The sequence below is a fragment of the Janthinobacterium psychrotolerans genome (genome assembly GCF_001677885.1).
In the GTDB taxonomy this organism is placed as follows: Bacteria; Pseudomonadota; Gammaproteobacteria; order Burkholderiales; family Burkholderiaceae_D; genus Janthinobacterium; species Janthinobacterium psychrotolerans.
Map to the genome: position 1 here is coordinate 53837 of NZ_LOCQ01000044.1, position 22897 is coordinate 76733.

Annotated in this window: 23 protein-coding genes; 9 read left to right on the forward strand and 14 right to left on the reverse strand. The window is 65.5% G+C overall.

Features of this window, described 5'->3' with window-relative positions; genetic code table 11:
- The first annotated feature begins 84 nt into the window (after positions 1 to 84).
- Entirely contained in the window at positions 85 to 729 is a 645-nt protein-coding gene (ribB, locus tag ASR47_RS05000; protein ID WP_065306653.1) for a 3,4-dihydroxy-2-butanone-4-phosphate synthase, read from the forward strand.
- A 1-nt stretch (position 730) separates the two neighbouring features.
- Here ribB and ASR47_RS05005 read toward each other — a convergent pair whose 3' ends face one another.
- Positions 731 to 2101: an MFS transporter gene (locus ASR47_RS05005; protein WP_065306654.1), complete on the reverse strand. Its 1371-nt coding sequence runs from the start codon at positions 2099 to 2101 to the stop codon at positions 731 to 733.
- Positions 2102 to 2218: 117 nt separating this feature from the next.
- Here ASR47_RS05005 and ASR47_RS05010 point away from each other — a divergent pair, with 117 nt between their 5' ends.
- The 5 genes from ASR47_RS05010 to ASR47_RS05030 all read left to right on the forward strand — a co-directional run bounded on the left by ASR47_RS05010 (position 2219) and on the right by ASR47_RS05030 (position 7038).
- Positions 2219 to 3118, forward strand: coding sequence for a LysR family transcriptional regulator (locus ASR47_RS05010; protein ID WP_065306655.1), 900 nt, complete (start codon positions 2219 to 2221; stop codon positions 3116 to 3118).
- Positions 3115 to 3927 carry an MlaE family ABC transporter permease gene (locus ASR47_RS05015; RefSeq protein ID WP_065306656.1) on the forward strand — a complete coding sequence of 271 codons (813 nt, stop codon included), beginning with the start codon at positions 3115 to 3117 and terminating at the stop codon, positions 3925 to 3927. The genes ASR47_RS05010 and ASR47_RS05015 overlap by 4 nt, the downstream gene beginning before the upstream one ends.
- Positions 3928 to 3958: 31 nt before the next feature.
- Positions 3959 to 4969 (forward strand): MlaD family protein, encoded by a 1011-nt coding sequence (locus ASR47_RS05020; RefSeq protein WP_082988748.1) that lies wholly within the window; start codon positions 3959 to 3961, stop codon positions 4967 to 4969.
- On the forward strand, positions 4966 to 5631 hold the full coding sequence (locus ASR47_RS05025) for a hypothetical protein (RefSeq protein ID WP_065306657.1): 666 nt from the start codon (positions 4966 to 4968) through the stop codon (positions 5629 to 5631). The genes ASR47_RS05020 and ASR47_RS05025 overlap by 4 nt, the downstream gene beginning before the upstream one ends.
- Before the next feature lie 81 nt (positions 5632 to 5712).
- Complete coding sequence (locus ASR47_RS05030; RefSeq protein WP_065306658.1) at positions 5713 to 7038, forward strand: ATP-binding protein; 1326 nt, start codon at positions 5713 to 5715, stop codon at positions 7036 to 7038.
- Here ASR47_RS05030 and nosR read toward each other — a convergent pair.
- From nosR to ASR47_RS05075, 9 genes are all read right to left on the reverse strand, one after another.
- The gene (nosR, locus tag ASR47_RS05035) at positions 7014 to 8348 is read right to left on the reverse strand and encodes a response regulator c-di-GMP phosphodiesterase, NosR family (RefSeq protein WP_082988749.1); all 1335 of its coding nucleotides are present in this window, start codon (positions 8346 to 8348) and stop codon (positions 7014 to 7016) included. The two genes, ASR47_RS05030 and nosR, sit on opposite strands and share 25 nt — an antisense overlap.
- Entirely contained in the window at positions 8345 to 9781 is a 1437-nt protein-coding gene (locus tag ASR47_RS05040) for an ATP-binding protein (RefSeq protein ID WP_065306660.1), read from the reverse strand. The genes nosR and ASR47_RS05040 overlap by 4 nt, the downstream gene beginning before the upstream one ends.
- A gap of 23 nt (positions 9782 to 9804) precedes the next feature.
- Positions 9805 to 10638 carry an HDOD domain-containing protein gene (locus tag ASR47_RS05045; protein ID WP_065306661.1) on the reverse strand — a complete coding sequence of 278 codons (834 nt, stop codon included), beginning with the start codon at positions 10636 to 10638 and terminating at the stop codon, positions 9805 to 9807.
- Positions 10635 to 10970 (reverse strand): hypothetical protein, encoded by a 336-nt coding sequence (locus ASR47_RS05050; protein ID WP_065306662.1) that lies wholly within the window; start codon positions 10968 to 10970, stop codon positions 10635 to 10637. The genes ASR47_RS05045 and ASR47_RS05050 overlap by 4 nt, the downstream gene beginning before the upstream one ends.
- A complete protein-coding gene (locus ASR47_RS05055; protein WP_245714260.1) occupies positions 10967 to 11779 on the reverse strand; it encodes a response regulator in 813 nt (270 codons plus the stop codon). Before ASR47_RS05055 ends, ASR47_RS05050 begins: the two co-directional genes overlap by 4 nt.
- 201 nt (positions 11780 to 11980) lie before the next feature.
- A complete protein-coding gene (locus tag ASR47_RS28125; protein ID WP_065306664.1) occupies positions 11981 to 13693 on the reverse strand; it encodes a methyl-accepting chemotaxis protein in 1713 nt (570 codons plus the stop codon).
- Between the two features lie 147 nt (positions 13694 to 13840).
- Positions 13841 to 14326: a hypothetical protein gene (locus ASR47_RS05065; protein WP_150127695.1), complete on the reverse strand. Its 486-nt coding sequence runs from the start codon at positions 14324 to 14326 to the stop codon at positions 13841 to 13843.
- Between the two features lie 84 nt (positions 14327 to 14410).
- Entirely contained in the window at positions 14411 to 15661 is a 1251-nt protein-coding gene (locus tag ASR47_RS05070) for a DEAD/DEAH box helicase (protein ID WP_065306666.1), read from the reverse strand.
- Positions 15662 to 15709: 48 nt separating this feature from the next.
- On the reverse strand, positions 15710 to 16768 hold the full coding sequence (locus tag ASR47_RS05075) for an Lnb N-terminal periplasmic domain-containing protein (RefSeq protein ID WP_065306667.1): 1059 nt from the start codon (positions 16766 to 16768) through the stop codon (positions 15710 to 15712).
- 292 nt (positions 16769 to 17060) lie between these two features.
- On the opposite strand from ASR47_RS05075, the gene motA reads away from it, so the two are divergent.
- Positions 17061 to 17924 (forward strand): flagellar motor stator protein MotA, encoded by an 864-nt coding sequence (gene motA / locus ASR47_RS05080; RefSeq protein WP_065306668.1) that lies wholly within the window; start codon positions 17061 to 17063, stop codon positions 17922 to 17924.
- 9 nt (positions 17925 to 17933) lie between these two features.
- Here motA and ASR47_RS05085 read toward each other — a convergent pair whose 3' ends face one another.
- Together ASR47_RS05085 and ASR47_RS05090 are read right to left on the reverse strand one after the other, a co-directional pair.
- Complete coding sequence (locus ASR47_RS05085; protein WP_065306669.1) at positions 17934 to 19754, reverse strand: DUF4153 domain-containing protein; 1821 nt, start codon at positions 19752 to 19754, stop codon at positions 17934 to 17936.
- Between the two features lie 62 nt (positions 19755 to 19816).
- On the reverse strand, positions 19817 to 20215 hold the full coding sequence (locus tag ASR47_RS05090; RefSeq protein ID WP_065306670.1) for a hypothetical protein: 399 nt from the start codon (positions 20213 to 20215) through the stop codon (positions 19817 to 19819).
- Positions 20216 to 20296: 81 nt separating this feature from the next.
- On the opposite strand from ASR47_RS05090, the gene ASR47_RS05095 reads away from it, so the two are divergent.
- Together ASR47_RS05095 and ASR47_RS05100 are read left to right on the forward strand one after the other, a co-directional pair.
- The gene (locus ASR47_RS05095) at positions 20297 to 20680 is read left to right on the forward strand and encodes a MerR family transcriptional regulator (RefSeq protein WP_065306671.1); all 384 of its coding nucleotides are present in this window, start codon (positions 20297 to 20299) and stop codon (positions 20678 to 20680) included.
- A complete protein-coding gene (locus ASR47_RS05100) occupies positions 20667 to 21083 on the forward strand; it encodes a DUF4952 domain-containing protein (protein WP_065306672.1) in 417 nt (138 codons plus the stop codon). The genes ASR47_RS05095 and ASR47_RS05100 overlap by 14 nt, the downstream gene beginning before the upstream one ends.
- 5 nt (positions 21084 to 21088) lie before the next feature.
- Here the strand turns inward: ASR47_RS05100 and rraA are convergent, their stop codons facing one another.
- Complete coding sequence (rraA, locus tag ASR47_RS05105; RefSeq protein ID WP_065306673.1) at positions 21089 to 21583, reverse strand: ribonuclease E activity regulator RraA; 495 nt, start codon at positions 21581 to 21583, stop codon at positions 21089 to 21091.
- Between the two features lie 34 nt (positions 21584 to 21617).
- The gene (locus ASR47_RS05110) at positions 21618 to 22832 is read right to left on the reverse strand and encodes an MFS transporter (protein WP_065306674.1); all 1215 of its coding nucleotides are present in this window, start codon (positions 22830 to 22832) and stop codon (positions 21618 to 21620) included.
- Between the last annotated feature and the right edge of the window lie 65 nt (positions 22833 to 22897).

Here is a 22897-nt window from a genome sequence, read left to right on the forward strand (position 1 = left end):
GTCCGCTCGCCTTGCGCGCCGCGGCCTGCTGCGCCTGTGCGCTTGCCCTGCAGCGTTTTTCGCCTGTGCGAGGAGCGTTCCACCATGTTAGTGAACAGCTACACCGTCGTTTCCCATGACCTTGAAGGTCGCATGCAATCGGCCCTGGCCGCCATGCGCGCCGGCGTGCCGGTCATTCTGCTCGACGATTTCGACCGCGAAAACGAAGCCGACCTGATCATCTCCGCCGAAAAACTCAGCACCGAAACCATGGCACTCTTGATCCGCGAATGCAGCGGCATCGTCTGCCTGTGCCTGCCCGCCGAGACCGTGAGCAAGCTGGAATTGCCGCCGATGTCGCCCGACAACGGCAGCCGCTACGGCACGCCGTTTACCGTCTCGATCGAAGCGCGCGAGGGCGTGACCACCGGCGTGTCGGCCGCCGACCGCGTGACCACCATCCGCGCCGCCATCGCGCCAGACGCCAAGCCGTCCGACCTGGTGCGTCCCGGCCATGTGTTTCCGCTGCGCGCCGCGCCCGGCGGCGTGCTCGAGCGCCGTGGCCACACGGAAGGCTCGGTCGACCTGTCGCGCATGGCGGGCCTGAACCCGGCCGCCGTGCTGTGCGAACTGATGAACCCGGACGGCACCATGATGCGCGGCGACGATATCGAACGCTTTGCCGAGCTGCATGGCATGCCGATATTGACCATCGAAGAGATGGTGGCCTGGCGCAAGCTGCACGCCTGAGTCAGGCGGCCTGCGCCCTGGCCAGGCGTACGTGCCGGTACACCAGGCAGGCCGCCAGCCCGTACGCCAGCGCCATGATGGCGTAGGCCAGCGGCATGCGCCCCGCCCAGCTCGGGGTCAGGTGCAGGATGCTGCCAACCAGCGCCACGCCGACCAGCGCGCCGATCTGGCGGTTGGCGTTCAGGGCCGCGGCCGCGCTGTTCGCATGCTGCTTGCCGGCCACCCGCATCACGGTGGCCGTCATGGCGGGAATCGCGATACCGATGGCCAGGTTCATGACGCCGGTCACCAGCGCCAGCCAGGCGTAAGGCGTGGCCGGCCGCAAGCCCATCAACAGCAGCGCCATCACCGAGGCCGTCAGCAAGCCCAGCAACATGGGTTTGCGCGTGCCATGGCGCGCGGCAATCGCGCCCGCCAGAAAGTTACCTACTGTATAGGCCGCCATCATCGGCAGCAACAGCAGGCCCGCGCGCAAGGCGTCCGCCCCGTCCGCCTGCTGCAGGAACAGACTGAGCAGAAACAGCTGGCCGAAGACGCAAAAATTGATCAAAAAACCCACGCCGTTGGCCGCGCCAAAGCTGCTGCTCTGGAACAGCGCACGCGGCAACAAGGGATGGCTGCCCCGGCGTTCGCGGCGCAGCAGCAGGCTGGCGCTCGCCACGGCCAGCGCACCGGCCGCCACTACGGGCACTGACAGCCAGCCCAGCACCGGTGCTTCGATCAGCACGAAACTCACACCCGCCAGCGCCGCCACCCCCAGCGCATGACTGAGCAGCGACAGCTCGCGCGGCTGGCGCGCCGGCGCACGCAAGGCCAGCTGCGCCAGCACGACGGCCAGCACGCCGAGCGGCACGTTGACCCAGAACACGCTGCGCCAGCCGAACTGGTGCACCAGCAGGCCGCCGATCAGCGGCCCCGACGCGCCAGCCACGCCCACCAGCGCCGACCACACGCCCAGCATGCGCGTGCGCTCGTGTGCATCGTCAAAGCTGTGCGTCAGCAGGCTCAGGGAACTGGGCATGAACAGCGCCGCGCCGGCGCCCTGCAGCAGGCGCGCCGCCGTCAGGAAGGCGCCATCGGGGGCGGCGCCGCACAGCACCGAGCCGACCATAAACACCAGCAGGCCGCCCTGGTAGACGGCTTTCGGGCCGTAACGGTCGGCCAGCGCGCCGCCGGCCAGCAGCAGCGCGGCAAACGTCAGGGTATAGCCGTCGACCACCCACACCAGGCCGGTCAAGGGAATCGCCAGGTCGCGCGCGATATCGGACAGCGCCACATTGACGGCGGTGACGTCGATCATCGCCATCACGAAACCGCCGGCCAGCGTGGCCAGGATCAGGAAGCGGCCACAAGGGGAGGAATGCACAGGCATGATGTACTTTCAGTCAGCGTCAAGGCGGCCATTGTAGGAGTGTTGCATGATGCGGTAAATATGCATACACTCGGCACCCTGATGCAAAAATGCATCAACAGTCAACGAGGAAAACCGATGGATTGGGATAACGCGCGCATCTTCCTGGCGATCGGCCGGGCCGGCACCCTGCGCGGCGCGGCCGCCCTGCTGCGCATCGACCAGGCCACCTGCGGACGGCGCCTGGCGGCGCTGGAAACGTCGCTGGGCGCACGCCTGTTCCTGCGCACGCCAGCGGGCTACGTGCCGACGCCGGCCGGGGAACTGGCGCGTTCGGCGGCCGAGGCGATGGAGCGCGCGGCCGACCAGCTGCAGCGCGAAATGCAGGGCGTCGACAACCGTTTGTCCGGCCTGGTGCGCATCGCCACCACCGACAGCATGGCCAGCCATTTCGTCATCGCCGCCATGCAGCGCCTGCATGCGGCCCACCCCGACATCCGCATCGTGCTGCAGGTGGCGCCGCAGCTGGCCAGCCTGACGCGGCGCGAGGCGGACCTGGCCGTGCGCGCCGTGCGCCCGCTGGACCCCGACCTGATCTCGCGCCACCTGGTGCGGCGCCACCTGGGCCTGTATGCCTCGCCGGCCTACCTGGCCGCGCGCGGCGACCCGGTGCGCGGCACGGCGCTGGCCGGCCACGACATCGTCATCTACCACCAGTCGATCACGGCGCGCCACGCCGAGCGGATCGCCGGCGAACCGGTGGCCAACGCGCGCGTGGCGATGGAGGTCAACAGCGCCATGATGCTGCAGGAAGCGGCGCGCGCCGGCCTTGGCATCGCCGAACTGGGCGTGCACCTGGGCGAGATCGACCCGCAGCTGGTGCGCATCTGGCCAGACCGGGCGGAACCGTATGACGTGTGGCTGGTGATGCATGACGACCTGTCGCGTTCGGCGCGCGTGCGGGCGGCAGCCGACGCCATTATCGCCAGCGTAGGGAACGCAAAGCCGGCCGCCGGCAATGATAAGATGCCACGATGACAGCTTCCACCTCCATCATCATTCGCCTGCGCCGCCTGAACCGCGTGGCCATGGCCTGGTTCATCAGCTGGTGGCGCTTGCTGCAGTTCTCGACCCTGATCTTTTCGCTGGCGCTGTCGCCGTCGAGCTACAACCGGCAGAACCGCCCCATCCTCGCGCACCGCCTGGTCAGCAATACCGCCCCCAACCTGGTGTGGTTCAGCGTAGCCTGCCTGCTGGTCGGCCTGGTACTGATCCGCATCGTGGTGGTCAGCGCGCAAAGCTATGGCCTGTCGCGCTATGCGCTGGAAATGGTGGTGCGCGTACTGGTGCTGGAACTGATACCGCTGACGGCGGCGCTGTTCGTGGCGCTGCGTTTGACCTTGCCAGACGGTATCGCGTTTGCGCAGATGCGCTCGAACGGCCTGCTCGACAAGCTGCGCCAGCAAGGCACGGACCTGCTGCGCGGCGAGTATTTTCCGCGCGTGATGTCGGGCATCTTCGCCGTCTGGATGCTGGCCATCGCCAGCTGCGTCAGCTCGCTGATCCTCGCCTATCTCACCATCTACGGCTTTACGCCGTGGGCGCTGCAGGGGTATACGCGGGTGGTGGGGCAGATCTTCAATCCGGCGGTGGTGCTGATCCTGGCGCTCAAGGTGGTGTTCTTCAGCTTTGCCGTGGCGCTGATCCCGCTGTCGTCGTCGTATTACCCGCCCGAAGCCCATCACCGCCAGCGCCTGTTTGCCGCCCATGGCCTGTCCGAAATGCTGCGGCTGTTTTCCGTCATCCTGCTGGTCGAAGTGGCCTCGCTGATGGGAAACTACTACTGATGTCCGATTATTTTACTGCGAGCCCGACACCATGAGCACTCCCTCCACTCCCGACCAGACCGACATCACGGCGCCCGAGGCCGTGCTGCCCGCGCCGCCGCCGGTGCGCCACGCCGAACTGAAGGCGGCAATTCTGCTCGTCTCGATGTTCGTGCTGATCGTCGGCTCGGTGCTGTACCTGATGTATGCGCGTGGCGCCTTCGAAGCGACCCAGACGCTGGTATTGGCCACCGACGACTCCGACGGCGTGGTGGTCGGCGCCGACCTGACCTTTTCCGGCTTTCCCATCGGCCGCGTGCAGCGCATCGAACTGGCGCCCACGGGCAAGGCACGCGTAATCATCGATGTGCCGAAAAAAGATGCGCACTGGCTGCGCACCAGCAGCATTTTCACCCTGGAGCGCGGCATCGTCGGCGGCGCCAAGCTGCGCGCCTACAGCGGCATCCTGACCGATCCGCCCTTGCCCGACGAAGCCACGCGCGACCTGCTGGTGGGCGACATGGCGGCCGAAATCCCGCGCCTGCTGGCCGCCGCCAAGGACCTGCTGGCCAATCTGGGCAGCCTGACCGGCAGCGATTCGGCGTTGGATACCACCATGCGCAACGTGCAGGCGGTCACCGGCAAGCTCAGTGGCCCGGGCGGCGCGATGGGCCTCTTGACGGGCGACGACAAACAGTCAAGGCTGCTGGTCGAGCGCGCCAACGCCCTGCTGCTCACGGCCGACCAGCTGGCGCGCCGCACCGATGGCCTGGTGAACAATACGGATAAACGCGTGTTCGGCGAACAGGGCGTGATGACCGACGCGCAGGCGACCATCGTGCAACTGAACGCCCTCTTGGCCGACACGCGCAACAGCCTGAAAAAGGTCGACGCCGTGCTGGTCGAAGCGCAGGCCGTGGGCGCCAACGCCAAGGCGGCCACGGCCGACCTGGGACCGCTGCGCGCCGACGTGGAAAGCAATCTGCGCAAGGTCGAGCAGCTGGTCAATGAAATCAACCGCAAATGGCCGTTCAAGCGCAATCCGGAGATCACCCTGCCATGACCATCACACGTATCCTGACGGCCGCCGCACTGGCCAGCGCATTGGCGGCCTGCTCCAGCGGCCCGCCCGTGCCGGACTGGAAAATGAATGCGCAAAGTTCGATCGAGCGCTTCGAGGCGGCTTACCTCGCCGGCAGGACGCTGGTCGAGCAAACCGAATTTCAGCGCGCGCGCAGCCAGGTGGCGGGCACCGGCAAGGTCGACCTGGTCGCCAGGGTCGAACTGCTGCGCTGCGCCACGCGCGTGGCCAGCCTGGTGTTCGAGCCCTGCACGGGTTTTGACGCCTTGCAGGAAGACGCCAGCGCGGCGGACCGCGCCTATGCGGCCTACCTGGCAGGCACGGCGGTAGCAGAGACGGCGCTGCTGCCGGAGTCGCAGCGCGCGGTGGCCGCCGCCTCGGACACGCAGGCGGCCAGCGCGGCGGCGGCCATCAAGCAGCCCCTGGGCAGGCTGGTGGCGGCCGGCGTGCTGCTGCGCGCCAACCGCGCCACGCCCGAGCTGCTCGACATGGCCGTCACGACCGCCTCGGACCAGGGCTGGCGCCGCCCGCTGCTGGCCTGGCTGGGCGTGCAGCGCCTGCGCGCCGAGCAAGCCGGCGACGCGCCTGAAGCACAACGCATCGCACGCCGCATGGCGCTGGTCGGCGAGCCGCCTGCGCGGTAAAATTGCCGTGCCGGCGGCACCGGCTTCGGGCATAATCGAACCAGGCCGGGATTCCGGCCACCGATGCAGCGAGGTGCGGCGATGCAGTTCGAAGACTTCAGCTTTTCCGACGCCATTGCCCCGGCCGCCAGCGGGGCGCCGGGCGTCAGCCAGGGGCGGCTGCAGTACCTGCTCGACAACACGCCTTCGATCATCTATTGCACCGTGCCCAGCGGCGACTTCAAGATGACCTTTGTCAGCAACAATGCCCTGAACGTGCTGGGCTACCATCCCGACGAGATGGTGGCCGATCCCAACTTCTGGTTCGACCATATCCACCCGGACGACGCACCCGGCATTTTTTCCAGCCTGGCGCAGATCTTCGTGCAAGGCGCGCGCGCCTATGAATACCGCTTCCGCGTGCGCGATGGCAGTTATCTGTGGATGCATGACAGCCTGCGCCTGGTGCGCGACGAGCACGGCGTGCCGTGCGAAGTGATCGGCTCGCTGACCGACATTACCGAGCGCAAGCGCATGGAAGCGATGCTGCAGGCGCGCGGCCAGGAGCAGCAGCGCCTGATCAGCAAATTGCAGCAGGCGCACGCGCAGTTGCTGCAGGCCGAAAAAATGGCCTCCATCGGCCAGCTGGCGGCCGGCATCGCGCATGAGATCAATAACCCGATCGGCTTCGTCAACTCAAACATGAGCTCGCTGCAAGCCTATGTCGCCACCCTGTTCGACGTGATCGCCCGCTACGAGGCGGCGATGGGCCAGCCGCTCGATGGCGCGGCGCTGGCCGCGTGCGTGGCGCAGGTGCGCCAGCAGGCCGACCTGGCCTACCTGCAGGCGGACATGGCCGACCTGCTGGGCGAATCGATGGACGGGCTGAAACGGGTGCGCGACATCGTGCAGGCGCTGAAGGATTTTTCGCACGTCGGTGAAACCGACTGGCAAGTGGCCAACCTGCATGCTGGCCTCGACAGCACGCTCAATATCGTCGGCAACGAATTGAAGTACAAGGCGCGGATCGACAAGCAATACGGCCAGCTGCCGCCTGTCGAATGCCTGCCCTCGCAGCTGAACCAGGTCTTCATGAACCTGCTGGTCAACGCCGGCCAGGCCATCGCCGGCGATGGCGTGATCAGCATCCGCACCGGCCATCTTGACGGCTGGGTATGGGTGGAGATCGGCGACACCGGCGGCGGCATTGCGCCCGAACACCTGCACCGCATCTTCGAGCCCTTCTTCACCACCAAGGCCGTCGGCAGCGGCACCGGCCTGGGCCTGTCGCTGTCGTACGGCATCGTCATGAAGCATGGCGGGCGCATCGAGGTGGTGTCCGAACCGGGTCGCGGCACGCGCTTTACCGTGCACCTGCCGGTGGCGCCGCCGGCAAAGCCGGCTCAGGGCGCCACGGCGGGCGGATAGACGCGGATCGCCAGCCGGCCGCCATTCTTGCCTTCGAAATCGAGCAGCTGGGCAATCACGCGCGCGGTCAGCACATGTTCGCCGGCCAGCAGCATCAGGCCGTCACGGCTGATCAGATCGCGCGACAGCACCATGCCCGGCTCCAGTTCGCCCGACAGCACGGCCATGTCCCGTGGCGGCGCCTGCGTCTGGTCCATAAGGCTGCGGAACGCGGCCACCACGGCCGGATCGTAGCGCTTGCCGCCGCTGTCGTAGACCAGGGTGCGCGCCTCGTCGGCGCGCAGGCTGCGCTGCACCATGGCGCCGATCTGCAGGCCGTCATAGTCCGACGCCAGCGCCAGGATGCGCGCACCGAGCGGAATGGCCAGCCCCGCCAGGGCGTCGGGAAAGCCGGCGCCGTCGAAGCGTTCGAGCTGCGAGCGCAGGATGACCGACACGGGCCGCAGTTCGTCGAGCGCCATCAGCAGCTGCTCGGCGCGCAGCGGGTGCTTGCGAAAGGTGGCCAGTTGCTCGCCATTCCAGGCACTGGCCGGCAGTTCCAGCAAGTCGTCACTCAGGCTGAGCTTGCCAATATCCTTGAGCAGGGCCGCGATGAATACGTCGCGCGCATCCTGCGCTTCCAGGCCCATCGTCTGGGCCAGCTTGCGCGACAGCTCGGCCACCCGGCGCGCATGGCCGGCCAGTTTGCCGCCACGCATTTCGATCAGGTTGGAAAACACCTTGATGGTGGTCACAAACGTGGCCTTGAGCTTGTCATTGGCCGTTTGCAGCTCGTCATGCGACAGCTTGAGCTGCTGCGTGCGCACGGCCACCTTCTGTTCCAGGCTGGCGTTGAGCAGCAGCAGTTCGGCGTTCTGGCTGGCCGTCAGCGCTTCCAGGCGCAGCTTGTCCTGCTCCAGCGCGCGCCGTTCGAGCGCATGGCGCACCACCAGCACGATGTCGTTCTCGTCCCATGGCTTGGTTACGTAGCGATAGATCTCGCCGTGGTTGATCGCGTCGAGAATCGCGCCGATATCGGCATAGCCGGTCAGCAGCAGGCGCACGGTGCCGGGCCAGCGCTGGCGCACCTGGGCCAGGAACTGTGCGCCGTCCATCTGCGGCATGCGCATGTCGGATATGACCAGGTCGACCGTCTCGCTTTCGAGCACGGCCAGGCCGGCGGCGCCGCTGTCGGCGGTCAGCAGGCGGTAGCCGTGCGGGCGGAACAAGCGCCGCAGGGCCGACAGGATATTCGGTTCGTCATCGACGCACAAAACGGTCGGCGGCGTGTTGGCAATGCTGGTCATGGGTGCCTGTTCGGTGAGAGTCATGGCGCGGCCAATGGCGCCTGGCGCACGGGCAGCGTGATGCGGAACGTGGTGCCGCTGCCGACCACGCTGCGCACCTCGATGCGCCCGTGGTGCTTTTGCACGGTGGTGTAGGCCAGCGACAGGCCCAGGCCCGTGCCCTGGCCGACGGCCTTGGTGGTAAAAAAGGGATCGAAGATGCGCGACAGATGCTCGGGCGCGATGCCGCCGCCCGTATCCTCGACCTCGATCCAGACTTCGCTGTCGTTCTCGCAGCCGGTGCGCAGCGTGATGCGTCCGCGCGCTTCGCCCATGGCGTGGGCCGCGTTGACCACCAGGTTCAAGATCACCTGGTTCAGCTCCGACGGCTGGCATTCGATATCGGGGATGTCGCCGTACTGCTTGATCACATCGGCCTTGTACTTGACCTCGTTATTGACGATATTGAGCGTGGTGTCGATGCCCTGGCGCAGGTCGGCCCAGACCCATTGCTGCAGCGCGTCGGTGCGCGAAAAATCCTTCAGGTCCTGCACGATGCGGCGCACGCGCACGATGCCCTCTTTCGATTCGCCCATCAGCTGGCCGATATCGGTGCGCAAAAAAGCCAGGTCGATCTGTTCGCGCAAGGCGCGCAGGCGCTGCGCCACCGCGGGCATGGCGATGTCGGCCTCGGCCTCTTCGTAGGCGTCGAGCACGGTGAACAGGTCGGCCAGGTAGCCTTCGAGCGCGCCAAAATTGGAAAACACGTAGCCGATGGGGTTGTTGATTTCGTGCGCCACGCCGGCGGCCAGCTGGCCGATCGAGGCGAGCTTTTCGGACTGCAGCAGCTTTTGCTGGGCCAGCGTCAGCTTGTCGTTCAGTTCGGTCAAGGCCAAATTGCGTTCACGCAGCGCCATGTCGGCGATTTCGCGCTGGGCGATATCGTCGGCCAGGCGCTCGTTCATCTCGGCCAGCTGCGCCGTGCGCCTGGCCACCAGGTTTTCCAGGTTATCGTGGGCGCGGCGCAGCGCGCTCTCGGCATTGCGCCGCTCGGTGACGTCGCGCAGCGTTTCGATGGCGCCGACCAGCCGCCCCTGGCGGTCGCGCAGCGGCGCGGCCGTGAAGTGCAGCCAATGGCCGCTGGCGCCTATATTGGGAAAGAAATCCTCGGCCTCGTAGGCGCCCGGTATCACCGACGATGGCTTGAGCTTGCCCTGGTACAGCCCCTGTTGGCCCAGCGCGATGTCGCCCGCCACCAGCAAGTCGGCCAGGCAGGCGCGCGGCCTGCGATAAAACGCCTTCCAGTGCTCGCGCGTGCCGACCATCGCGGCGGCGGAATAGCCCAGCAACTGCTCGCAAGCACTGTTCCAGTGCGTCACCACGTGGTCGGTATCGATGGCAAAGGTGGCCACCGGATGGCCGTCGAAGAACGCCGACAGGGCAGCGCCGGGAAAGATGGTGTCGTCGTCTGGTCTCATGGGATCCCTTTGCGGCGCAGGCGTCACGCCAGCATGATGGCCGACAGCTCGTCGAAGGTGCGCTCGGCCTGCCGCAACAGCGCAAGCCAGGCGGCCTCGTCCAGCGCAACGAGGCGCCAGGCGGGGGCCAACGGCGGCACCAGCGCCTGCTCGTCCCGCGCCAGGTCCAGCGCGTGGGCGAGCGCGTTGGCCATATGTACCAGCAACGGCAGGCCAAGCGCATCGAGATGCGCGATGGCGTGCTGGTCGGCGACCGCCTGCTGTATGGCGGCGGGAAACTTCCACCAGGCGGCCAGCGCGCTGCCCACCTGCGCATGGTCGATGCCGAGCACGGCAATTTCCGCCTCGATCAGCTGGCAATCATGGTGCTGGCGATAGCTGCGCACCAGCGCATGCTGCTCGGGAAAACGGCTGGCCAGCACCAGCGTGCCCAGGTCATGCAGCAGGCCGGCCGTGAAGGCGGTTTCGGGATTGATACCCATGTGCGGTGCCAGCAATCGGCCCACCACGGCGGTGGCCAGCGCATGGCGCCAGAAGCCCTGGAAGTCGAAGCCTGCCACGGGCGCGAAACTGCCGGTCAGCGCGCAGGCCGTGACGACGGTGCGGATGCTGTGAAAGCCGAGCACCGACACCGCTTGCGCGATGCTGGTCACTTCCGACTGCATGCCGTAGAACGAGGAATTGGCGATGCGCAGGGTCTTGGCCGCCATGGCCTGGTCCAGCTCGATCTTGTGCGCCAGCACATGCACATCGATATCCTGCCGCTCCAGGCTGGCCAGCAATTCCAGCACCACCGCCGGCAGCGATGGCAGTTCCTGGATCTGCCGGATGACATGCTCAAAGATCAAAGGTGTCATGCGCCGTCCCCTTGCCGGTAACGCTGCAGCAAGGCCAGCAGGCCGGCGCCCGGAGCATCGGCTGGCGTTGCGCGGAACAGCACGGCCAGACGCGCCAGCTGGCGCTGGCGCATGGCCTCAAGCTGCGCCTGCTCGGCGGCGCCATCGTGCGGCGGTGCGGCGACGATCCAGCAGTCTTTCACGCCACGCCGGCGCAAGGCGGCCAGGCTGGCCGCCGTCAGCACAGCGCCCTGCGCCAGCAGCACGGTTCCGCTGGCGTCGCGCAGGGCGCGCGACAGGATGGCGCCCTCGCGTGCCTGCTCTAGCGGCACTGCGCGCTCGCCCGCGCTCATGGCGGCGCTCCGGCCAGGCACAGCGTCACCAGGCTGCCGCGCGAGCGCGAGCGCGCGCCCATTGCGTGCAGCGCCACCGCATACGCCTTGCCGTCGATGACGATCAGGCGCTGCGCGCCGGCGCAAGGTTCAAACAGCTGCGGCAAGGCCAGCGCCGCTTCACTGCCCAGCAGCGCCGCGCCGCGTTCGAACAGCTGCGCGGCGGCCGCATTGACAAAGGCGATCATGCCGTCCTCGTCGAGGCCCAGCACCGGTAGCGGCAGGAACTGCAGCACCTCGCGGGCAATGCCCAGGCTGACTTCGTCGCGGCTGATCTGATGCTGCTGCTGGCGCAGCAGGGCCTGCATCGTGTCATTGGCCACGGCCAGCGCCAGATTGGCCTCGCGCAGCTGCTCGTTCAGGCGTGCGTTGTCGTCGTCGATGCCTTTCAGGCGGAACGCTTCGGCGATATGATCGCGCAGTTGCTGGTCATCCCAGGGTTTGGTCAGGAACTTGAAAATGGCGCCTTCGTTGACGGCGTCCGTCACGGCCTGCAACTCCGTGTAGCCGGAGAGCATGATGCGCATGGTCTGCGGATACAGCAGCCTGGCCTTGCGCAAAAAATCGGCGCCCAGCATGCCCGGCATGCGCTGGTCCGACACGATCACGTCGACCGCATGAACGGCCAGCAGGTCCAGCCCCTCTTGCCCGCTGGTGGCCGTCAGGATATGGTAGGCGTCGCGCCGCAGCAGTCGCCTGAGCGCGGCAAGGATATTTTGCTCGTCATCGACCAGCAGCAGTGTGCGCTGGGGAACATCAGGTGTTGCCACGGCACTCTCGGGTACCGGCGCATGGTGCACATCCATCGTCCCATCCTGTCATCGCGGCAGCGACATCGGAACTAGCCTGCAGGGGGACTGTCGCCTGGAACCGGCCACGCGACAGTCGTCTGCCTGGGATTATACGGCTAAAAGTGAAGAGCATGCAGGGCAAGGCATGCGCCGCCGCGCCCCGCACTCAGCTTCGGCACATCAGAAGGTTTCCCACTCCTCGCCCAGCTCTTTCGAAACCGGCTTGGCTTTCGCGGCGGCAATGCGCGGCGTGGCCTGTGCCGTGCGCGGCGCCGGCCTGGCGACAGCGGGCTGGCTGGCCCTGGCCGCTGGCGCTGCCATGGCGGCGCCGGTACGCGCCGGCATATTGCGCAGCTTGAATACGCTGACCACCTGCGCCAGGGTTTGCGACTGGCTCTGCATGGCGGCGGCGGCGGCGGCCGATTGTTCGACCAGCGCCGCATTTTGCTGCGTCACGTCATCCATTTCGGTAATCGCCTGATTCACTTGCTCGATGCCGGCATGCTGCTCGACGCTGGCGGCGGTAATTTCGGCAACGATATCGGTGACGCGGCGTACGCTGCCCACCAGTTCGTTCATGGTATCGCCGGCCTGGCCGACCAGTTCGCTGCCCAGTTCCACCGTGCGCGAGGAGTCATCGATCAGCGACTTGATTTCCCTGGCGGCGGCGCTTGATCGTTGCGCCAGGTTGCGCACTTCGGTGGCCACCACGGCAAAGCCACGGCCCTGCTCACCTGCCCGCGCCGCTTCCACGGCCGCGTTCAGGGCCAGGATATTGGTCTGGAAAGCAATGCCGTCGATCACGCCGATGATGTCGCCGATCTTGCTCGATGACGTATTGATCTGATCCATGGTGGTGACCACGCGCGTGATCATCTCGCCGCCGCGCTGGGCAATGGCGGACGCCGATTGCGCCAGTGCGTGCGCGGTGCGCGCATTGTCCGCATTCTGCTTGACGGTCGAGGTCAGTTCTTCCATCGACGACGCCGTCTCTTCCAGCGAGCTGGCCTGCTGCTCGGTACGCGACGACAGATCCATGCTGCCGGCCGCCACTTCGCTGGCGGCCATGGCGATATTGTCGGTGCCGCCGCGCACCGTATGGACCGTCTCGGCCAGGCGGTCGTTCATGCCTTTCAACGCTTGCAGCAACTGCCCCAGTTCATCGCGGGTGTCGGCAACGATATCGCTGGTCAGGTCGCCGGCGGCCACCGTATTGGCGACAGCGAGCGCACGCGCCAGCGGACCGGTAATCGAGGTGGTCAGCACGAAACCCAGCAAGGCCGCGAGCGCCAGCGCCGCCAGCGACAGCACGATCATCAGCATGCGGGCGCTGTCGTACGTCTGGTTGGCGTCGCTGCCCGCCTGCTTGACGGCGGCGTTCTGCGCCGCGATCTTCTCGTCGATCTGTTTCTTGAGTTCGCCCAGCACCGGACGCAAGCGGTCCGACAGATACGCGCGGCTTTCCTCTGGCGTGCCGTGCAATATCAGCTGCAGCAGGTCCACCTGGCCCTGCGTGTATCGGGCGTTGGCGTCCATCACCTTGCGCAGTTGCTCCTTGTCCTGCGGCAGCACCGACAGGCGCTCAAGCGCGGCGATATCGGCCAGCGCACTGGCGCGATTGCTTTCGATAAGCTTTACCTGGGCTTCACGGTCGGCCACGTTTTCGGTCAGCATCATGTTGCGCAGGGAGATGGCGATATTGTTGACCCGGTTGATCAGCTGGCTGGCGTACTCGAGCTGTGGCAGATTATTGTCGACAATGATGGTGGTGCCGCTGTTGATACGGCCCAGCATCGTGACGCTGATCACCGCGATCAGCAGCAGCAAGGCGCCAATCAGGCCCAGCGATAAACTGAAGCGTTTACCGATATTGAGGTTGTTAAAAAAATGCATAAGTGTCCTAAAGTAAGAAATCGTCACGCCGGCGCCACTGCGTTAGCGGAACCGGGGATGTTAACGTTTCTGACACTTATTTGCCACAAGGAAATATACTGTCGTTGCAGTTTTGCACCAAAATTGTGCGCCAGCGCACCATGGCGATCACTTGGATGGGGCAGCCAGATACCTGGCCACAGGGCAAGGCATGTCGCGATAGAAGATGAAGCCACCGACGCCGATGGTGGGCGTGCCGGACGTGACGCCGTAGACCAGGGTGGTGTTCCCCTCCACCCGCAGCAGATTGTTCTCTTTCGACTTGTGGGCGTGCGAACTGGCCAGGTCGGGACGGGGCGCCACTTCCAGCCGCAGTTCGGACGCGCCAGGGTCGTACGACCAGCGGCCCGGATTGAAGAAGGCAAAGCCGCCGTCGAAGCGCAGCCGGCCATCCTTGAACTGGGTCAGGCAGATGCCGGGAAATTCACTCGGCGGGTTGTACCAAGTGGCGGCCACCTCGCCATTGGCCGGCGCCGCCTTGCCCGGCATTTGCAGGCCCGGCTTGCCAGCGCCCTGCCCCAGCATGCCTGTACAGCCAGCCAGCATGGCCATGGCGGCAAGGATCGCTGCCGTATTACTGCTCTTGATTCGCATTTCCGTCCCGTATTTTTGATTTCCGAAAAGCAATCATAGACCGCGACGGCCGGCCATTCAAGCGGCCAGCGCACATAAGGAAAATTAATTGCCGGCAGCTTTCGCCGCCGCTTCGCGCAATTTGTCCTTCTTGCTCTTGCGCGCACCCTTGACGCCGCCGTTGACGGTGTCGGTAGCGCTGCTCACTGCCGCCGGCAATTCGGTCGGCTCGAAACCGGCCACCACTTCGCGCACGATGCGCAGGTCGTTGCGGTTTTCGATCAGGCGGAAATGTGCTTCCGTATCGGCCGTGATAAAACTGACCGCCGTGCCGCTTTCGCCGGCGCGGCCGGTGCGGCCGATGCGGTGCGTGTAGTCGACGGCCGATCGGGGCAGATCGTAATTGACGACGGCCGGCAAGCCGGCGATATCGATGCCGCGCGCGGCCACGTCGGTGGCCACCAGCACCTGCAGGCGCCCCGCCTTGAAGTCGGCCAGCAGCTGGCTGCGCGTGCCCTGGCTGAATTCACCGTGAAACGCGCCCACGTGCAGGCCGGCGCGCTGCAGCTTGTCGGCCACGTGCTCGGCCGCATACTTGGTGGCGACAAACACCAGCACCCGTTCCCATTGATGCTGCAAGATCAGGTAGCGCAGCAGCTGGGTGCGGCGTGGCACGTCGACCGTGATGGCGCGCTGCACGATATCGGGCTTGTCCTGCGGCTCGGACGCCACCTCGATACGCACCGGCTGCGTCAACAGGCTGTCGGCCAGCGCCTGCACGCTGTCGGGGAAGGTGGCCGAGAAAAACAGGTTCTGGCGCTTTGCCGGCAGCAGCGCCAGCACGGCGTTGATTTCCTCGCTAAAACCCATGTCGAGCAGGCGGTCGGCTTCGTCGAGCACGAACAGCGACACGCCGCCCAGTTTGACCGCATTGTGCTTGACCAGGTCCAGCAGGCGGCCCGGCGTGGCGACGACGATATCGGCGCCGCCGCGCAGGTCCATCATCTGCGGATTGATCGAGACGCCGCCGAACAGCACGGAAATTTTCAGCTTGACGGGCAGCGGCTTGGCCAGCGCGTGCACGGTCTGCCCCACCTGCGCGGCCAGTTCGCGCGTCGGCACCAGGATCAGCGCGCGCACTTGGCGCGGGCCGGCGCTTGGGCTCATCAGCGCCTGCAGCAGCGGCAGCGCGTAGGCGGCCGTCTTGCCCGAGCCCGTCTGCGCCGCACCGAGTACATCGCTGCCGCGCAGGATGGCGGGAATGGCGGCGGCCTGGATCGCGGTCGGCGCGGCATAGCCGGCCTTGTCGACTGCGCGCAGCAAGGAGGGAATCAGACCCAATGAGGAAAATGGCATGGCGGGCCTTCTGGTATTCTTGGAAAGGCGCCAGTATAAAGCAAGCCTCTATTGTTTAGCCATTTGCATGACGGGGTAGCCTTGCTCGTCGTAGCCCGGCATGCCGCGCCGGATCGCATGCGAAAAGTCCGGGTCGTCATTGGCGGCGCGCGCGCGCGCCGTGATATGGCCGCCGTCGCGCAGCTGCTGGAAGGGCAAGCCCGGCACCAGTGCCCGCACGTCGAACAGGTAGCGGTCGAGGTAGCCGGAAGCGAGCAGGCGGTAGTCGAGCGGCAGGCCCGGCACGATGCGGCGCACCATCTCGAACACGATGGTGGTGCAGTTGGCGGTAAGCGTATTGTAGAACTGCGGCTTGAGCTTGAGGTCGTCCGCTTCGTCGAGGTAGGCCAGGAACAGCGAGCGCATGGCCGCGCGCGGCATCAGCACGCGGTACAGATGGATATCTTCGCCGCGCGCATTGGTGCGCACGCGAATGATGTCGCGCTCGTCGGCGGCGATCAGGCTCATCTCGAAATGCTTGAAAAAGCCGCCGATGGCGGAAAAGCTCTCGCCCTTCTCTTTCCTGATCTCGATCGAAAAGGTGAGGAAACGCCCATCGGCAAAGCCGAACGACACCAGCGTGTGGGCGATCAACGGGCCAGTCCAGTACGACAGCGCCGTGTCGACCGTGCGCAGCTCGTCGAGCTTGTAGCTGCGCTGTTCCCATTTGACCGTGTAATCGTTTTCGCTGCGCCAGTCGAAATGGCGGACGTTGTCGAGCGTCACCACATTGCCCTTGACCGTGCCCGTCACGTTCCTCGCCACGTCGTCGGCCCAGCTGCGGTCCTGCGACGGCGCAATCATGCTCCACCACAGCAGCAGCAACACAAAGCCGCCCGCATACGGCAGCAAGGCGCGCGCGCTGCCACGTGCCCACCACAGCGCGATGCTGCCGATGCCGAGCGCGGCCCACAGCACGGCGCCGATGGTCTGCGCGGCCACGCCGCCGGCCAGTTGGTACCACAAGGCCAGCGCGCCCCACAGGGCGGTCAGCAGAATAACAAGGGAAGCGGCCAGTTTGCCGACGGTGGCCAGCACGGCGCTGGCGCGAGGTGAGAATAATGTCATGCGGTCATTATAGAGGCTGGCATGCACGGCATGCTTTTCAGCTGACCGGGACCGACTGGAAAACACTGGAATAGGCCACCTGTCCTGTTGAAAGCGCATCATGGAAGTGGCGGACCCATTCGGCAACAAGCTGCGTTTCTGGCAACGGCTGGCGGAAGATTGATGATTAGCGGCAAAAACTGTGCATATTGATCAAATTCCTGTGGCCCTGGCGGCCAGGCCATGCATTCGCGGCGGCTGAATCGGGTTACACTACAATATTGCGTAATAGCAATTTTATGGGGAGTGCCTGGTGCTGGTCATACTTGGATTTGTCGTCGTGCTGTTTTCCGTCTTTGGCGGCTTTGCCCTGCAGGGCGGGCATCTGGCGGCGCTGTTCCAGCCGCTGGAACTGCTGATGATCGGCGGCGCGGCATTGGGGACTTTTTTCGTCGGCAATGACGCCAAGGCCATCCGCGCCACGTTTGCCGCCCTGCCCACCCTGTTTCATGGCGCGCAATACACCAAGTCGCGCTATCTGGAACTGATGGGCTTGATGTACGACGTACTGAGCAAGGTCCGCAAGGAAGGCCTGATGTCGATCGAGGACGATGTCGACGACCCCTACCGCAGCCCGGTGTTTACCAAATATCCCTACACCCTCGGCGACGAGCATTTGCTGGAATTCATCACCGATTACCTGCGCCTGATGGTGTCGGGCAATATGGATGCCTACCAGATCGAGAACCTGATGGACAACGAAATGGAAACCCATCACGAAGACGCGGAAATGCCGATCCAGACGATTTCGCAGCTGGCCGACGCCATGCCCGCCTTCGGCATCGTGGCCGCCGTGATGGGCGTGGTGCATACCATGGCGTCGGTGGGCCTGCCGCCGGCCGAGCTGGGCGTGCTGATCGCGCAGGCGCTGGTGGGTACCTTTATCGGCATCTTGCTGGCGTATGGCTTTATCGCGCCGCTGGCCAGCTTGCTGCGCCGCAAACATCATGAGACCGCCAAGATGTACCAGTGCGTGAAAGTCACCCTGCTGGCCAGCCTGAACGGCTACGCGCCGGCGCTGGCGGTCGAGTTCGGCCGCAAGGTGATCTCGGCCACCGAGCGCCCGTCGTTCAGCGAACTGGAAAGCCACGTGCGCCAGGTCAAGACGCGCAGCTGAGGCAAAAGTTCACTCTTCCGGGCAGCTCACTTCCTGTTCGTTATACAGGCTCATCGGAATGCGCTGGCCGTCGACTTCGAGCTCGCGCACCTTGGGCGGCACCAGAGCGAATTGGCCGGCCTGCAGTTTTTCCCGCAGCGGCTGGCAGCGCAGGGTCTCGGTGGGGATTTGCCCGCGCGCATACCAGCCGCCGCCTTCCTTTTCCGCCAGCAAGACCGAGCTGGCGCGCGGATCATTGCTGATCAGCAGCACTTCCTGGCGGCCATCGCCGTCGAAATCCATCAGATAGGCGTCACATTGCTGCCCTGCCCGCTTCAAACAGGCCGGCAGGCGCCAGCCCGGGCCGGCCTCGCTCCAGTCCTGCCGCAAAAAACTGTCGGGCAAGCTGCTGCCTGCCGGGCGCACGGTCAGGTTGATCGCCACGTCGCTGAGCACGCCCGTGTCATCGAAACGGTTTTCACGCTTGAGCACGGCGTCGGCGCGTGCGCGGATCACGGCCGCGTCCGGCCCAGTGCGCTTGCTGAGTTGCTGCAAGGCCGCCTGGCCATAGCGGGCGCCCTCGAACCGCAGGTACTCGACATCGAACTTGTCGGCGCTGACCTTGCCGGCATTCAAACGCGCCATCTGGCTGGCCACCGACAAACGGGCCGGATCCATCAATGGCGAAAACAGCGCCAGCATCACCAGCAAGGCGATAAACGCCGTGCCGACATTGACATTGGCGATCCAGTTGAGCCAGTCGCCATACTTGCTGGCGGCCCAGGCATAACCGGCCGCATAGCAGCTGGCGACCAGCAGGCAGGCGCCCGCAATGATGCGCTCGGACGTCCAGCCATGCGCCATCACGCGCAGGGTCAGGGCATAGATGGCAATGCCCACCAGCCACGGCAACAGCAAGCACGACAGACGCGTGCCGAAGCGGATGCCGCGCGCCACGCCCAGGCCTGCCTGGCCATTCTGGAACGCGGCATTGATCAATACCACCAGCAGGCCTGCCATGCCCAGCAGCACGGACGCCGCATGGCGCGTGGCCCACAGGCGCTCGAAGCCGATAAACGGCAAGGTCAGCAGGAAACCGGCCACCAGCACGGCGGCGATCGGCATCAGCCACGACAGCAGCACCAGCAGCAGGGTGCGGATGCCGCGCACGATGGACGGGCGCACATCGGTGATATGGATGGCAAACGAAAACGCAAAGCACAGCACGGGAATCACGAACCAGGCCTGGCCCAGCAGTTTTTTCAGGAAATTGAGCTTGATCAGCAAGAACAACTGCCCGCCCAGCCACAGCACCAGTACCAGCACCGCCACGAACAGCAGGGAAAACAGCAGCTGGATGCCGAGCTTCCAGGCGATTTCAAAATAGGTGGCATAGCTGGCCAGGCGCCGGCCGTCCTGCGCGCTGGCCATGACCAGCGCGTGGGCGATATAAAAACCCACCACGCAAAAGCCGAACAGCTGCGCCGAGATCACGCGCAGCGGCGCACCGGGTTTGTAGTTACCCCATAAAAAATGCTCGCCGCCGCGCGACACATCGTGCAGCGCCAGCGCCGTCAAGACCAGCGCCGCGCCCGCCATCCACAGTCCGGTGCGGCGCAGCGACAGATGGCCCAGGCTGGACACCAGCAGCACCGGCAGCAGCAAGCCGATCAGCATCAGCGGCGCCAGCAGATGGGATTCGGTGGCGGGCCAGGCCCTGGCCTGGGCCGCGCTGTACAGCCAGTACAATAGCAAGCCCTGCAGCAAGCCCGCGGCCAGGCGCGTGACGGCGATGCGCGGCGCCACCACCGGATCGAGTAAAACAGTCGGGTTGCCAGTCGCGGCTTGCATGGGTATCCTTTATTGTCTGATGCGCTATTGTCCGGGCATTATTGCATTTCGTTATGCCTGCCTCAAGCCGAGACGCGCAGCGGCAGGCTTTGCGCCAGCCCCCAGGCCAGTTCCGGCACGATAAACAGCCACAGCACGGGTTCGCCCGTGACCAGCAGCGCCCAGCCCATCCACAAGGAAAACAGCAAGCGGGCGGCGGCGTCGTAGCGGCCGAAGCGCGGCTGCGGGTCGGCGATGCGCAGCACCGACCAGACCAATACGACGCTGCCGAGCAGGCAGCCGAGCAGCAGATGAAACGGCTCGAACACCGGCAAGGGCGCGCCACCGAGCCGGACGTTGATAACGTTCAACTGATCGCGCAGCAACAGCAAGCTCCACGGCGTGGCAAAGGCGCCCGTCATCAGAACATCATAGACGGCGCTGGCACGCACCAGGCGGCGAAAGGCGGCAAAGGACAACATCGGCTACTCCTGTGAAATGAAAACGGCCATGCTAAAGCATGGAGTACACTCCAGGGTCAAGCACGTTGAACGGAGAAAGCCATGCAGATCGGCGACATGGCGCAGGCCACGGGATTGAGCCGCGACACCCTGCGCTACTATGAAAAACGCGGTTTGCTGCGTGCGGCGCGCAGCGCCAACGGCTACCGGGATTACCCGCCCGAGGCCGTCGGCTGGCTGCGCTATCTGCGCACGGCCCAGGAGCTCGGTTTTACGCTGGCCGAAATCGAGGCCGACATGCCGCTGCTGGCGGCCCCCGACACAGCCGAAACGGCAGCCCTGCTGCGTGCGGCGCTGGCACGCAAACTGCACAGTATCGATGCGCGCATCGCCGCCCTGGCGCAGTTGCGCGGCGAACTGGCGCGGCGGCTGGGAGAACAGATGCAGGACTGTCCCTTGCGCGGAGCACAAGATGCGGCTACATAAGTTCTTGCCGCTGCTATGGCTGCTGGCGGCGGGCACGGCCAAGGCAGAGCTGGCCTGCGGCGACTTGCTGGCCAAGCTGAAACACACACCCGGCTACCTGGTCTTTCAAGGCTGCAAGCAGGAAATGGCGCTGCAGGACCAGCCGTTTGTCGCACGCTACCGGGTCGAAGGCAAACAGGCACGGCAGGCGGAAGCGTATTTGCGCCGCAGCTACGGCTTGCCCGAACTGAAACGCTATTGCTGCGCCTGGGACAGCACGCCGCATTTCTGGCGCGACCGCCGCACCGGCATCGGCTATATGCTGGTGATGGCGTCGGGCGAGACGCAGGTGCGCACGCGCGTAGCGTGGCCGCAGATCGACCATTTCGAACTTAAAGTCAGCGCTTACGCACAAGACCCGTGAAGCGTTCAGTCGAGTTCGTGGCTGGCCACCAGCACGCCGTCGGCGTCGGCATAGATCCAGTCACCCGGCGACACCGCCACGCCGCTGATGTGCACGCGTACATTGCGCTGGCCGGCGCCGGTCTTGCCGCTTTTGCGCGGATGCGTGGCCAGTGCGCGCACGCCGATCTGGCAGACATTGATTTCATCGCAGTCACGGATGCAGCCATCGACCACGATGCCGGCCCAGCCATTGTGTTCGGCCAGCGCCCCCAGCTGGCCGCCGACCAGCGCGCAGCGCAGGCTGCCACCGCCATCGATCACCAGCACCTGGCCCTGCCCCGGCATTTCCAGGGTGCTGCGCACCAGTGCGTTGTCTTCATGCACTTTCAAGGTGGTGGCCGGACCGCAGAAACGCGCCCTCTGGCCGAACGCACGGTACACGGGCGGCAATACCGCCAGGGTGCCGTCGTCCAGCATGGAGGCATAGTCGTCGCACAGGTCGGTGGTGGCAAAAGTCATGGCTGCTCCAGTGTCCATACACATGGTCATGATTTTATGCCTTTTGCAGCGCCACGGCGCGCGTTTTTCCACCAACCCCGACCGCCGTGACAATCGCCAGCGCCTGGAACACGCCGATCAACACGAACACCAGCGCCGGCTGGTCGCCATCCATCAGGGCGCCGAACAGCAAGGGGCCGACGGCCAGGCCGCTGTCGAGGCCCGAATACACCACGCCATACACGCGGCCGGTGGCGTTCGCCGGCGCCGCGGCGCGTATCATCAGGTCGCGCGAGGGCCCGGCCACGCCGGAAGTCAAACCGATCGCGCCCATCAGCACCACCGCGCCCCAGGCTGGCACCAGAGTCATGCCCAGCAGCACGGCCAGCAAGGCCGCCGCCGAAAAGGCGATCGCCACGTTGCGGTCGGGGTGGCTGCTGCGCGCACCGACCACGCCGCCGGCCGCCATGCCGACCGCCGAGGCCAGCATATAGGCTGTATAGGCGCTGGTGGCCATCGTCAATGTCATGCCATACAGCTTGACCAGCGCCACGCTGGCAAAACTCTGGATGCCGCCAAGGGCCAGCGCGGTAATGAAGAAAAAGGCAAAGCACATCCAGACGGCCGGCAGGCGCAGGAACGACAGCGTGCCTTCGACCGGTATATTGCCCTTGGGCGTTGCGGCGGCCTTCAACGGCTCGGGACGGATCGCATGGCGGTTCACGAACAAAATCAGCAGCACGCCGAACGGCAGCACGGCGGCGCTCATCAAGGCGACCCGCCAGTCATAGTGGGTGGCCACATAGGTCATGAACACGGGCGCCAGTGCCCAGCCGATATTGCCGCTGATGCCATGCACGGAAAAACCGTAGGCCACGCGCGCCGGCGACACGCGCTGGTTCAAAATGGTGTAGTCGGCCGGATGAAACACGCTGTTGCCGGTACCGGCCAGCATGGCGCCCAGCATCAGCCCGGTGTAGCTGTGCGCCTGGGCCAGCGCCAGCGCCGACACGCCCAGCAAGGCCACCCCGGTCATCAGCACGGCGCGCGCGCCGAAGCGATCGACCACGAAGCCGGCCAGCGCCTGGCCCACGCCCGAGATAATAAAAAATACCGTCATCAGGAGCCCCAGCTCTGCATAGCTGAGGTTGAAGGCGGGTTTCAGCCAGACGAACAAGGCCGCCAGGATCAAATGATAGAAATGCGACACGCCGTGGGCCAGGCCGACCAGCCCGATCACGCGCGCGTCGCTGCGCAAGGTTGTTGTCATGTCATCCCCTGATTTATACTGGTGAGCTTGCAGTGTATGCAAATTACTATCGCCTGTTTTCCGAT